Consider the following 12,638-nt stretch of genomic DNA (forward strand, 5'->3'; position numbering starts at 1 on the left):
TTTTTTATGTGCATGAGTTTGGGGAAAGCACATATTTGGATGGCGCCCATGGCCCTTCAGTCTTTTTTAAAATCAAAAGGGCATCCTCCGCTTTTTGGGGATGCCAATTGTGCCTGGATAGGAGCTATTTAGGTGGGCTGAATTTTCGTGGAAAACCTCATACCCATAGCTTTTCTAATCAGCGCGGTAGCCGTGGGTTTCGAGTTCCGCAAAAATCGTTTTCAAACGCGGGTTGCCTTCGCCGACTACCTTGTCGCCGATAAGGACAACCGGGTAAAACATGTCTTCCTCGATAACGCGCTCGGCAAACTCCCTTTTTTCACTCTCTTCCGGCGGACTGTAAATATCCACATAAGTTATATCGAATGGCTGGCCCGGGAATTTCCGGCTTACCGCCGCTTCGAGCCATTCATATGTTTCTTTTGACGACGGCAGGTTCACACAGCTTGGACAAAGCTGTTCAGCGCCATAAACGATAATTTCGACTTTCTTTTCTCCCATCCCTAATCACCCCTTGACCAAATTTTACAACATTTTGAAGATAATAATATAAAAAAGCTTTTTATTCAAAGTTTTCCTGTTCTGAAGAATGGATTTTTAACCCCTCTCAGATTATAATAGATACTATGAAAGGAGTCGATTTTCATGACAGAACAGGAAATGATGGTACAGGTTCAGGAAGTTTTAGATAAATTGCGCCCGTTTCTCCTTCGCGATGGCGGAGATTGTGAATTAGTCGATGTCGAGGATGGCATTGTAAAACTCCGTTTGCTTGGCGCATGCGGAAGCTGCCCGAGCTCGACAATTACACTGAAAGCCGGGATTGAGCGCGCCCTTCTTGAAGAAGTCCCAGGCGTCGTCGAAGTTGAGCAGGTATTCTAATTAATTATAGCAAAGCGATTGCCCCAACGAGGCAATCGCTTTTTTTATGCTGCGGATCAAGAGTTTTTCCAGTCCTTATTGACGAGCGATTTCGGCTCCTTCTCTGACAGGACGAGGCTGATATTGTATGCGCACAGATTCATCATCGTCATTCTCGTTTCGATGCTTGAGCTTCCGATATGCGGAATCGCCGTTACATTATTAAGTTTCAGAAGCGGATGGCTCGCACTGATCGGCTCCTTTTCAAAGACATCAAGCCCTGCTCCTGCGATATCCCCTTCAACAAGCGCGTCATACAGCGCACCTTCATCTACGACCGGGCCGCGGGCGGCGTTCACAAAGATGGCGGTTTTCTTCATTTTTCTGAATACATCACGGGTAAACATCCCCCTCGTTTGCTCGGTTAACGGCGTCATGCAAACGATGAAATCAGATTCGGTTATAAGCTCGTCGAAGGACACGTACTGGGCCCCGACCGCCTCCTCCATCTCCATATTCCGCGAACGGTTATGGTAGAGTATGTCCATCTCAAAACCAGTCGCGCGCTTCGCTACTGCTGCACCGATTTTTCCCATGCCGACAATCCCGATTTTCTTATGGTGGATATCCAGCCCTGCTAAAAGAAGCGGGCTCCAGCTCTTCCATTTGTCTCCTTTTATATAATCGGCCGCTTCGACAATCCTGCGGGCCGCGGCCATCAGAAGCGCAAACGTAAGGTCGGCAGTCGTATCCGTCAGGACATCGGGAGTATTGCACACCGCGATTCCCCTTTGCGTAGCGGCAGGGACATCAATGTTGTCATAACCGACCGCAAGATTGGCGACAACCTTTAGATTCCTTCCCGCCTCTAAAACCTCCTCGTCAATCCGGTCGGATAACATCGTTAAAAGGGCGTCCGCTTTCCCCGCCTCTTCAAGGAGCCGCTCCCTGGGTACAGGCATCTCTTCCTTGTCCCACATGGATACCTCATAGCTATCCTGCAGCCCTTCAACTACTTCATCAGGTAATTTACGTGTAATGAATATGTATGGCTTCATTTTTAAATCCTCCTAATTAAAACCCGTCATAACATTATAGTACCATATTATGACGGGTAAACAGGAGTCATCGGTTCGACTGCCACTCAGGCCCTGGAAGCGCCCCGGCAAATGGCGAACCAGCCGTTACGAAAAAGGCCGCGGTGAATTGCTCGTAATCCGATGTCTGCTTCAGAATTGTGTTGAGCCGGTCCTCAAGCGCCTTCTGGACCGACTCCCTATTGGCGCTGTAGTACGATTCAACGGTTTCAAGATAATGAAGAGGAAACAAAAGCCTTGCGTACAGGAGCCGCCATGAAAATTTCGACAACGGCGCAATGCCCCTATAGTCGGAAAAGAACCGGGCGATTTCCGGCCCGCAAGTCCGACTGTTATGGAGAAATCGTCCCCTTGCCCATTCCGCCAAATCACGGCTGCGGTGATCAAAAACCCAATCCATCGGGTTTTTTAAAATATACTCCCGCCCCCAAGCTCCTTCCGTAAACCGTTCATGGCAGACCGTACCGCCATCTACCGTTTCCGCTTCCTCATCAAGCTCCGTATCCACAAGATATTGGATGGCATTTTCGGCAAGCCCTGTAAAATAGGGAAACGATTCGATGAACATCCTTTCAAACTCATCCGCGGCCGGCTGGAAAATCCGTTCAGACCAGACCCGCTCCATCTGGTCAAGCCTTGTTTCCCACATGTTTTTCCACTGGCCAATCCGGGCCGTTTTTTCGACCTGGAAGGGCACCATCCTGCCACGCTCGTGGAATTTTGCCAGCTTCCGCCCAAGCCTCATTTGCCCCTGCCTCTCTGGCGGCCCAGATGCAAGCAGGCAATACTTACCCCCTTCCCACTCGGCAATGATGCTCCCACTTTTTGTAGGAAGGACCGCGGGAACATTCCTGTCCCCATACGCTGATAAATGGGCGGCTATTTTTTGAAGTTCCGCAGCCTCTTCTTCGTCTTTTCCTCTGGGGCTGACGACAATATAATAAAAGCCATTTCCCCTGAAAGCATCGTAGGATTCGAGCCGCAAATACTCTCCATTTGTAATCCCGTATATTTTTTCAAGCATTTGACCGAGCATGAAAACACCTGCCTTCCCACCTCCCTACTATGTATATGCCCGTTTATTGCAAACTTGTTTTCACCTTCGGATTCGCCCTTTTTTTAAAAATTACGGGATGAACCGGGGGCAATTGCAAACAATAAGAAAGAATCCCCAAATTTGTTCCTTTTGGGGAGGTCAGGCATAATGTAAAGAAATAGGGTATATATAGAGTGAAAATTACAGGGAAAGGTGACTGCCACATGTCAGAGAACAAGAAGGAAAACTTAACGGAGACTACCGCCCGCAGGTGGCTGAAGGAACGGGGGGTCGAGGTCCAGGATATCGCCGACCTCGTCTATTTCTTGCAGCAAAAATACCACGATGACTTGAAAATTGAAGATTGCATCCACAACGTGGAGCGTGTCCTTTCAAAAAGGGAAGTTCAAAATGCGATTATTACCGGCATCCAGCTTGACATGCTTGCCGAGAAAGGCCTTCTGGAGGAGCCCCTCCAGTCGATTATAAAAACGGATGAAAGCCTCTATGGCGTGGATGAAATTCTCGCATTCTCCATCGTGAATGTTTACGGTTCGATTGGATTCACGAATTATGGATACATTGATAAGCAAAAGCCCGGAATCCTAAGGCGCTTGAACGATAAATCGACCGGAGAAGTCCATACATTCCTTGATGATATCGTTGGAGCGGTCGCCGCTGCAGCGTCAAGCCGCCTCGCGCACCGCGCTGAAAATGCAGAATAAAACTATTTTTTTAGGTGTTCTCTTTTAAAAAAGTCCAGCCATTAGACGGCTGGACTTTTTGCGCTATACGTTCCATTGATCAAGTGAATCGATTGCATACGTCGGATTTCTCGGGTAATTTGCCAACAATTCGCGGGTCGTTACGCCGGTATGGACGAGAAGGGTGTCAAGGCCGGCATTCATTCCGGCAAGGATGTCGGTCTCATAATAGTCTCCGACCATAATCGTCTCATCCTTGCTTGTCCCAAGAACTTTCAATGCCTGCTCCATGATAATTGATTCAGGCTTTCCGATGAAGGTCGGCTTTACACCTGTCGAAGCCGAAATCACCGCTGTAATCGCCCCGTTCGCCGGCAGCATGCCACGCTCGGTGGGCAGGGCCAAATCGCTGTTAGTTGACAAAAAGCGCGCCCCGTTGCGGACAGCCAGGCATGCTACAGCAAGCTTTTCATACGTTAATGCGGTATCAAGCCCGACAACAACATAATCGGCATCCTCAGCTCCTGGAATAAGCCCTTTATCCCTAATGGCGCTCCGAAGCCCCTCTTCCCCGATCATATACACGGACGCCCCTTGCTTTTCCGCCGCGATGAAGCTCGCGGTAGCAAGGCTTGAAGTAAACACATGATCCTCTTCGGCTGGTATGTCGTAAGAGCTCAGCTTTTCGGCGACCTGCGCGGGCGTACGGGTCGAATTATTCGTGACAAACAAATACGGAATCCCTTTGCTTCGCAGTCTCTTCACAAAATCGGATGCTGCCTCGATCCGCTGTGCCCCCCGATACATCGTCCCATCCAAATCAATCATGTAACCTCTATATGCTTTCAAATCCATCACTCCTGATAAAAGGTCAAATAGCTGACTCCTAAAAATAGAATACCAATTTGGCAAATTGAATAGCAGGATAAAGAAAAAGGCCGCTCTTAGCGGCCGTTCAAAGCGTTAGTTTTTAAAAGCCGATACGGGCCCCAGTTCCTTGACAAGGTATGTCCTGACCAGTCCTGGAAAGGCTTCGACCCCATCCAGTATTGCCGCCAAATCAGCCGCGAGATGTCCATGGTCGATGGCTGTATAAAACTGGACAAGCTGTTTCCGTTGGGATACAAGCACTTTCAGCTTGGCGGAAACGGATTCATCAACAACCTTTTCATCAAGGAGAATGTCGATAATATCTTCATAGCTGCCCGGGTCGCGCATGATGAAGCCATCGATCATCGCGTTGCCGACATCGAGCATAGCTTCGGCCAGCATATGGGCAATCCTTTCAAGCGCGGCTTTTTCAACCGGGGATTCCCATTTCCCCTGCGCCTTGAACAGCGCGGCCAGCTGTTCTATGTAGAGGAGCCTTTGCTCCATCAGTTCGCGGTCGACAAAGTACATACGTCCACATCCCTATGTTGCAATTTTTTTTTCGAGCATCCTCGGCCTTGCATAGAAATAGCCCTGGGCGAGGTCGACGTTGTTGCGGGTAAGGACCGAAGCCTCTTCCTCATTTTCGATGCCTTCCGCGACAACTAGCGAGCCCGCCTCCCTGGCGACAAGCAAAAGACCCTTTAGCATCGATTCCTTCACGGAGTTTTTGTCGATATTCTCAATGACGGAGCGGTCGATTTTGATGATGTCCGGCATGACCTCGTTGATCGTGTTCAAGCTGGCATAGCCGGAACCGGTATCATCCACCGCGATCCGGAATCCCATCAAGCGGAGGACCTTAATGTTGTAAATGAAGTCCCGCATCTCTTCAATTGAATCCCGTTCCGTTATTTCAAATGTAATTTGTTTTGGGGAAATATTCTTATACTTATGCATCAGCCTCTTTACGTCCCGGATGAACCGGGCGTTCCCTAGCGTAAGCGGCGTGAAGTTGATAAAAATGTCCTGCTCGGATTCAATATGCCGAATTTCCTCAAGCGCTTTTTCAAGCACGACTAGTTCCAATTCATACAGCTTGCCCGTCTGCCTGGCGACGGAAAAAAGTGTGAACGGGTTTTCCAGCATCGTTCCCGCCGGCCCCCGCGTCAGCATCTCCCAAGCGCGGACTTCCTTGGTGGCAACATCGATAATCGGCTGCGCGAGCAGAAAAATTTCTTTTTGGGAAATGATTTTGCCCATTATGAAGAGCATTTCGTTAAATTCGGATTCAATCCGCTTTTCAGCCATTGCAACAGCTTGCTGATGGGCTTTCAGAATGGCTTCCTGAATCGAGTAATGCTTTTTTTCAACGAACATATAGCCTGTTTCAAGGACCATTTGCGCCTCCGGGAACTCCGCATGCAGCTCCCTTCTCCCCCTGCCAGCCACCTTTATCATGATGGAATCGATTACAGAGAGGCCGTTCCGGTCATGCCCGGCGCGGACGTAAAGCGACAGCCCATCCCCGTAGAAATCATGGAGCGAAATAATGTCCTCTTCCTCCACCTCGGCCTCGACGGCTTCGCGGAAAACTTTCCTGAAGCGTCCCATGAATTTCGGAAATTCGGCCGGGCCAAGGAAGTCGGCCAGTTCTTTTAAATTTTTTAGGTTAAATACAATAACGGCAGCCTCATAGCCCTCCCGGAAAGCGCTTTTAACTCCCTGGGCAACCGGGTTCCTGATGACGAATTGCGGAGGGAAAAACTTTATGGATGACAGGGGAAGGACAATCTTGCCCCATTGCATGAGTTGTGTTGCCTTTGTCACATACTGACGGACCATTCGTTTCATTCCTCTCCGATTAACCTGTAATCGTATTGTAACACAATTTGGCAGTTTTCGTCGTTTTTCAGCCGATTTTTCGAATAAAGTTGTCGACATTCATTTCCCAGTCTATTTTTGGTAAGATGGGTTATGGAATTATTTTTTTAAAAGGAGCGGAAAAATGGCAGAGCGTTTTTTCTTATATGATGATACCGAAGCTTCAAAAACAAGGTTTGTGAGCTTCGTTGGTGAAAACACACGGTTCGATCTGGCCCTTATCCAGACTGGCCGGCATTTCGGGAAAACCTTGGTGCTTGATATGCAAGGGAGCCGGTTCGCGATTATTGGAGAGGATGACCTGAAGGAGGAAGGGTATCTTGAGTATGCCTTCCAGCTTTCTGAAGAGGATGCGGAGGAGCTTCGCTCGTTTTTGGCTCAGATTGTATAACGCGGTGTGTGCGGGTTCTTTATTGGGCCGCGGGCATGATGGCATTGGCAAAGGGGCAGCCGGTTTTTGGCTGCCCCTTTTTTTCAAAAAAAATCATTTCTTAATCTTTTTAACGACGAAGTAGGCGCAGCCAAAGTTGCAGAATTCGTAAAGGTATTCAGTCAGGGTGCTGATTTTCGTGTCGAAGGTGGCTTTTTGGTTCTGGTCGTCGAAGAAGCCTCGGAGGCGGAGTTGGCCGTACCCCCAGTCGCCGACTATATAATCATACCTTGCCAGGATTTCGCTGTATCTGTCCTTGAAGGCATCCTCATTGAAACCGTTCCTGTAATCTTCTATGACCTCGTAAGCGGTGTTGTTGACAATAATCATTCCTATCACCTCATTTGCGGGCAAATCTTCTTTTTCCATTATAACCGATTCCCAATCAATTACTAACAGAAAAAAGCTTCGGGAGGGCAATACTTGTGGTAGGAGGTGTTGCGAATGAGGAAGGAGCTTTTGGCCGCCGGGCTATGCGCGCTGCTGCTTGCGGGGTGCCAGGACAATCCGAAGGGGGATAATTATGGCGGCGCGAGCCATTTGCACCCGGATAATCGCCGGTCGGAGGTGTATGGGGACCGGGGAAATAAGAAGCGGCCAGATGAGTCACAGAGGTTTGGATATTACCGGCATCAGAAGAGCCCTATTATGGGGGACAAATCAGAGATGGCTGTCCTTGATAGGGGGCAAATCGCGAAGGATATTAGCCGGGTTTGCACGACGCTTCCGAATGTGAATGATGCCGCGGTGCTTGTTACGGATGAAGAGGTGCTTGTCGCTTACGATACGGATACAACCAATCGGGAACTGACGGCTGACCAGGTGAAAAGAACGGCATTGTCACGGGTTCCGCGATTTTTCCATGTGTATATTTCGGACAACAAGAACTTGATGCGCGATGTGGAAACCCTCACAAGCCTGACGACGCAAAATAAGAATGCGGATGAATCGATTACGGCTGTGATTAGGGAAATGAAAAAATCGCCCCAGGGAGCACGGGTGAATGCATTGGAAAATGAAAATGGCGAGACTCCTGGTGATAGGAGTGGCGGTATGAGTGGAACAAACGGTGGTATGAATGGCGGTTCGAACGGCGGCATGAATCGGTGATGTGGCAATTTGGCTCCGGATTGGAGTTCAGGTATGGGCCTAAGTGTATCGGTTATGTTTAGGATGGAACGCGATAAGGGCATCCGCCGAAACGGATGCCTTTAGGTTTGCTAGTTGGTTTGTGGTTACTGGTTAGCGGCGAAATTGTGAGTTTTGCGCCTCGATGGCTTCGTTGCCTGCCCTTCACAATGCGCGGGCTATGCCTCGATGGCTTCGTTCCCTGTAGCTTCCGCCAGTGCGGCCCTGGCTTTAGCGGCTGCGTTTACCTGCTCGTCGGCGTGGTAGGACGAGCGGACAAGCGGCCCTGCTTCACAATGGCTGAACCCTTTGGAAAGTGCAATCTGCTTCAGTTCATTGAACTCATCAGGCGTGTAGTATTTTTCGACCTTGAGGTGCTTTTTCGTCGGCTGAAGGTATTGGCCGATCGTCATAATGTCAACGTTATTGACGCGGAGGTCGTCCATCACCTCGATGATTTCCTCCCACGTTTCGCCAACACCGATCATCAGGCTTGATTTTGTCGGGATGTCGGGCTGCATTTCCTTCGCCCTGCGCAAGAACTCGAGCGAGCGGTCGTACGTCGCGCGGGCGCGGACTCTCGGCGTGAGCCTCCTAACCGTTTCGATGTTGTGGTTCAGGATATCCGGGCGGGCGTCCATTAGCATCCTAAGGTTTTCTTCGACGCCTCCCATATCGGATGGGAGCACCTCGATGCTTGTAAATGGACTTTTCCGGCGGATTGCGCGGACTGTTTCCGCGAAAACGGCGGCTCCTCCGTCACGAAGGTCATCGCGGGCGACGGCGGTTATGACGGCATGCTTCAAGTTCATTTGGAAGACGGAATCGGCTACGCGCTCCGGTTCCTGCAGGTCAAGCTCGGTCGGCAGTCCTGTTTTGACGGCGCAAAAACGGCAGGCGCGGGTACAGATGTCCCCAAGGATCATGAATGTTGCCGTCCGCCTGACCGCCCAGCACTCATGGATATTCGGGCAGCGCGCTTCTTCGCACACCGTGTGAAGGTTTTTGCTGCGCATCATTTTCTTTAACCCTGTGTAATTTTCGTTTGTATTCAATTTTATTTTCAGCCATTCAGGCTTTCGTAAAGGCCTGTTCCCTGTTGTCATATCATCCACTCCATCGATTATGTACAGAATGCTATTCTCTTTTGAACTGTAACATACTCAAGAAAGCCCTTCAAGATTAAGGGCTTCCATTGGCAATTATTGTCCGTTATGAAGCTTGATTCCATGAGGCAAAATACAGAAAAAGGTGAGCCGGGAAGCGGCCGGAAGCCATTCTGGAAGGAGGGGAATTTGAGTTGAGGACACTGTTATTGCTGGCACTTTCGCTTCTCGTGGCCGGGACGGGAATCCAATTCGCAAGCGCGGCTGAGCCTGATTTATATAAAACAAGGATGCAGCTTTATAAAAAAACAGAGGCAGCAACCGGCATTCCCTGGCATTATATCGCCGCTGTAGACCAGTATGAACGAAATGTCCGGCTATCCCGCAAGGATTTGCCTGATCCGGATGGGGCAATTTCAATTTATTTCTCCCCGGAACAATGGGCAGGTGCGGCGAACCCGAACCATGAAGACAAACATCCTGTGTCGATATCCTTTTTTGGCGGTGCAGGAATTGATGGGAACGGGAACAGAAAAGCGAGCCGCTTTGAGGGTGAGGATGCACTGCAAGCGTTCGCAAACCATGTCCTGAAATACGGGACAGACAATGAAAATTTCCGGATTGCCCTATGGGAATATTATCACCGTGACAAAGCTGTCGGAATCATTATGGGGTTTGCGAAAGTTTTCAATGAGTTTGGCAGGATTGACCTCGAAGGGAACGCGTTTCCAGTCCCCTACCGAAGCAACCACAGCTATAAAAACACATGGGGCGATGCGCGCGGCTGGGGAGGCCGCCGGATGCATGAGGGAACTGACATTTTTGCCGGCTATGGCGTTCCGGTCCGGGCAACAAGCTATGGAATCGTTGAAATGAAAGGCTGGAACCGGTTTGGAGGCTGGCGGATCGGAATCAGGGACCTGAACAACAATTATCATTATTACGCGCATATGAGCGGGTTTGCAAAGGATATTAATGTTGGAGACGTAGTGGAACCAGGCAAATTAATCGGGGGGGTCGGCAGTTCAGGATACGGCCCGCCCGGAACATCAGGAAAATTTCCTCCCCACCTCCACTACGGGATGTACAAGGACAATGGCTTTACTGAATGGGCATTTGATCCATTTCCGCATTTGCGCAAGTGGGAACGATTGGAAAAGAAGGCCAAACAGAGATAGCTGCTTAGCGGCTATCTTTTCTTATCATTTAGTGAGGATTTCATGATTTTGAGAGTGGCATCTTTGGCCGTACTTTGGTCACTTATTGGGATGAGTGACTTCCTTTTTGGATTTGAGCTTCTTGTTGTCACGAATTGGGGATTGAGTGACAAATGCCCCGGGGTTTGGCTTTTTGTTTTCACACAGCCAGGATTTGATTGGAGGCTCCGTAAAAGGAAAAGCCATTCCGGCTGCCCGGAATGGCCTTTGGTTTGTTAGCGTGCTTTTTTCGATTTGACGACCGCGTTCGCGATGCTTGCGACGAGGCCTCCCCAAATAATGACGATGCCGAGGATCATCATTGTAACTGCATCTCCCGCCATATATTATGAAACCTCCTTTTCATCAGGCACATTCAGGCTGTCTTTGCCCCAGCGCAGGGACATGAAGACGAATCCGGCCACAACCGCCGCAATGGCGACACCCCAGCCAGCGTAAAGCAGGAATGAAGTTGGGTAGCCTTCATAATTTTCCTTCGTATTGGTGATGAAGTTTTGAACCGTCATATAGCCAAGGACAAGAGGCGTAATGATGGACAGGGAGATCTTCCACCAGCCGCCGAGCCTCATATCCGAAATGGCGTTTGCGTGATCCTGCAGATTGGTAAGCTTTTTGGCCACCCACGCAACCAGCACTACTTCTACGAGGCCGGCGATTACGATACCGAATGAGTTGATGAAGTTATCGACCGCATCAAGCAGATACAGTCCTCCCCTAGTCGCGTAAAGGATAGAAACAAGGGCGGAAACTCCTCCGCCAATCATAACCGACTTTGTCCTGGAGACGTTGAATTTGTCCTGGACCCCGGCGACGAACGTTTCGACGATTGAAATCAGTGATGTTAATCCAGCCAGGAACAGGCAGGCGAAGAACAGGAAGCCGAAAAACTGGTTGAATGCCGGGAATTCGTTGATGATTTGCGGGAATACCACAAATGCAAGCCCGATCCCCGATTTAACCACCTCGTTAATCGGCACGCCCTGCTGCTGGGCCATGAAGCCAAGCGCGGCGAATACTCCGATACCTGCAAGCAATTCAAACCCGGAATTCGCAAAGCCTGTGATAAAGGCATTGTTTGTTAGGTCTGTTTTCTTTGGAAGATAGCTTGAATACGTAACCATGATGGCGAATCCTACCGACAAGCTGAAGAAAATTTGTCCGTAAGCGGCAATCCAAACCTTCGGGCTCGCAATTTCTTTCCAGTCCGGCTTGAAGAACGCATTGAGTCCTTCGGCTGCGCCGTCTAATGAAAGAGCGCGTACAACAATGATTAGGAATAGGATGACCAGAGTTGGAAGCATGAATTTGTTCGCTGCTTCAATCCCCTTTTTAACCCCTTTAAACATGATTCCAAGCGTAATGCCCCAAATGAGAAGCAAGGGAAAGAATACACCCGGCACAAGTCCAATGAATTCACCTGGGTTTGGGGCAACCTTCAGATACTCGCCCATGAGGAACGAACCCGGATCTTTCCCCCAAGAAAGGTTCAACGAGAACCACGCATAGGATAACGCCCATGCAACGATGATTGGATAATAGGTTGAAATGACAAACGAAATCGCCACCTGCCACCAGCCAAGCCATTCAAACTTTTTATTCAGCCGCGCGAATGTCAGCGGCGACGATCCTTTATACTTATGGCCTAGAGTAAATTCAAGAACGAGCAAAGGAATCCCTGCTGTCAAAAGTGCGAACAGGTATGGGAGAAAGAACGCCCCTCCTCCATTTTCATACGCTACGGCCGGAAATCTCCAGATGTTCCCTAAACCTACTGCGGAACCTATCGCAGCCAGGACGAATCCCGTCCGCGTTCCCCATTGCGGTCTATTTTCCATAAACAAATACCCCCATGATTCTCAGATGAATAAATACAAAATTGTTATTTTTCTGACTTTTTAAATAAAATCATAAAGTTAGTATATGGATTCCCGGCAGGCTTGTCAACTAAAAAAACATTATCTTAATATATTTTATTTCAATTACTCATTTATAGAATAAATTTTACCAAAATATCACCAAAATTCGGATAATATCTAGAATAAAAGTAAAATAAAGGTTATTCCTTAGGAAAAACGTCTCGATTCTTTGGATAGTGTAAAAAAGCGGATTCAATCTAATAGTATCTCAGAAAATTACAGGAACTACCAAAAATTATTAATTGAAAAGCATTTTTTCATTCAGGAAAATAGGAAGGTTACACTTTTCAAGGTGCCTTGGCGGAGGAATACGGGTGACTGGCAACGGCTGCCGCGCCGCCACCCCCGGCGTCATGGGCCCATTTTCCCCCAAAAAAAAAGGCATTCAT

Annotated in this window: 15 protein-coding genes; 5 read left to right on the forward strand and 10 right to left on the reverse strand. The window is 48.9% G+C overall.

Features of this window, described 5'->3' with window-relative positions:
• Nucleotides 1–174 precede the first annotated feature (174 nt).
• Nucleotides 175–501: a YuzD family protein gene (locus tag DRW41_RS09465; RefSeq protein WP_115451750.1), complete on the reverse strand. Its 327-nt coding sequence runs from the start codon at nucleotides 499–501 to the stop codon at nucleotides 175–177.
• Nucleotides 502–645: 144 nt separating this feature from the next.
• On the opposite strand from DRW41_RS09465, the gene DRW41_RS09470 reads away from it, so the two are divergent.
• Nucleotides 646–882: a NifU family protein gene (locus DRW41_RS09470; RefSeq protein WP_115451751.1), complete on the forward strand. Its 237-nt coding sequence runs from the start codon at nucleotides 646–648 to the stop codon at nucleotides 880–882.
• Between the two features lie 56 nt (nucleotides 883–938).
• On the opposite strand, the gene DRW41_RS09475 is transcribed toward DRW41_RS09470, so the two are convergent.
• A complete protein-coding gene (locus DRW41_RS09475) occupies nucleotides 939–1,919 on the reverse strand; it encodes a 2-hydroxyacid dehydrogenase (protein ID WP_115451752.1) in 981 nt (326 codons plus the stop codon).
• Between the two features lie 67 nt (nucleotides 1,920–1,986).
• Complete coding sequence (gene yutH, locus DRW41_RS09480; RefSeq protein ID WP_115451753.1) at nucleotides 1,987–2,994, reverse strand: spore coat putative kinase YutH; 1,008 nt, start codon at nucleotides 2,992–2,994, stop codon at nucleotides 1,987–1,989.
• Between the two features lie 224 nt (nucleotides 2,995–3,218).
• Here yutH and DRW41_RS09485 point away from each other — a divergent pair, with 224 nt between their 5' ends.
• Nucleotides 3,219–3,719 (forward strand): phosphatidylglycerophosphatase A family protein, encoded by a 501-nt coding sequence (locus DRW41_RS09485; protein WP_115451754.1) that lies wholly within the window; start codon nucleotides 3,219–3,221, stop codon nucleotides 3,717–3,719.
• Nucleotides 3,720–3,782: 63 nt separating this feature from the next.
• Here DRW41_RS09485 and DRW41_RS09490 read toward each other — a convergent pair whose 3' ends face one another.
• From DRW41_RS09490 to DRW41_RS09500, 3 genes are all read right to left on the reverse strand, one after another.
• Nucleotides 3,783–4,547, reverse strand: coding sequence for a TIGR01457 family HAD-type hydrolase (locus DRW41_RS09490; RefSeq protein WP_115451755.1), 765 nt, complete (start codon nucleotides 4,545–4,547; stop codon nucleotides 3,783–3,785).
• 114 nt (nucleotides 4,548–4,661) lie between these two features.
• A complete protein-coding gene (locus tag DRW41_RS09495) occupies nucleotides 4,662–5,099 on the reverse strand; it encodes a DUF86 domain-containing protein (RefSeq protein ID WP_115451756.1) in 438 nt (145 codons plus the stop codon).
• Nucleotides 5,100–5,111: 12 nt separating this feature from the next.
• Nucleotides 5,112–6,413, reverse strand: coding sequence for an EAL domain-containing protein (locus DRW41_RS09500; RefSeq protein WP_245959398.1), 1,302 nt, complete (start codon nucleotides 6,411–6,413; stop codon nucleotides 5,112–5,114).
• Between the two features lie 163 nt (nucleotides 6,414–6,576).
• Here DRW41_RS09500 and DRW41_RS09505 point away from each other — a divergent pair, with 163 nt between their 5' ends.
• A complete protein-coding gene (locus DRW41_RS09505) occupies nucleotides 6,577–6,843 on the forward strand; it encodes a DUF3055 domain-containing protein (protein ID WP_115451758.1) in 267 nt (88 codons plus the stop codon).
• Between the two features lie 93 nt (nucleotides 6,844–6,936).
• Here the strand turns inward: DRW41_RS09505 and DRW41_RS09510 are convergent, their stop codons facing one another.
• Nucleotides 6,937–7,212, reverse strand: coding sequence for a YutD family protein (locus DRW41_RS09510; RefSeq protein ID WP_115452050.1), 276 nt, complete (start codon nucleotides 7,210–7,212; stop codon nucleotides 6,937–6,939).
• Nucleotides 7,213–7,326: 114 nt separating this feature from the next.
• Between DRW41_RS09510 and DRW41_RS09515 the strand changes: the two genes are divergently transcribed.
• Complete coding sequence (locus tag DRW41_RS09515; RefSeq protein ID WP_115451759.1) at nucleotides 7,327–7,992, forward strand: YhcN/YlaJ family sporulation lipoprotein; 666 nt, start codon at nucleotides 7,327–7,329, stop codon at nucleotides 7,990–7,992.
• Between the two features lie 197 nt (nucleotides 7,993–8,189).
• Here DRW41_RS09515 and lipA read toward each other — a convergent pair whose 3' ends face one another.
• Nucleotides 8,190–9,116, reverse strand: a complete 927-nt coding sequence (lipA, locus tag DRW41_RS09520; RefSeq protein ID WP_115451760.1) for a lipoyl synthase — start codon at nucleotides 9,114–9,116, stop codon at nucleotides 8,190–8,192.
• Nucleotides 9,117–9,310: 194 nt separating this feature from the next.
• Here lipA and DRW41_RS09525 point away from each other — a divergent pair, with 194 nt between their 5' ends.
• The gene (locus DRW41_RS09525; protein WP_439330860.1) at nucleotides 9,311–10,294 is read left to right on the forward strand and encodes a M23 family metallopeptidase; all 984 of its coding nucleotides are present in this window, start codon (nucleotides 9,311–9,313) and stop codon (nucleotides 10,292–10,294) included.
• A gap of 254 nt (nucleotides 10,295–10,548) precedes the next feature.
• Here the strand turns inward: DRW41_RS09525 and DRW41_RS09535 are convergent, their stop codons facing one another.
• Together DRW41_RS09535 and DRW41_RS09540 are read right to left on the reverse strand one after the other, a co-directional pair.
• Entirely contained in the window at nucleotides 10,549–10,656 is a 108-nt protein-coding gene (locus tag DRW41_RS09535; RefSeq protein ID WP_115451762.1) for a methionine/alanine import family NSS transporter small subunit, read from the reverse strand.
• Between the two features lie 3 nt (nucleotides 10,657–10,659).
• Nucleotides 10,660–12,168, reverse strand: a complete 1,509-nt coding sequence (locus tag DRW41_RS09540; protein ID WP_115451763.1) for a sodium-dependent transporter — start codon at nucleotides 12,166–12,168, stop codon at nucleotides 10,660–10,662.
• Nucleotides 12,169–12,638 lie beyond the last annotated feature (470 nt).

It is taken from the genome of Neobacillus piezotolerans, assembly GCF_003362805.1.
Classification (GTDB): domain Bacteria; phylum Bacillota; class Bacilli; order Bacillales; family Cytobacillaceae; genus Bacillus_D; species Bacillus_D piezotolerans.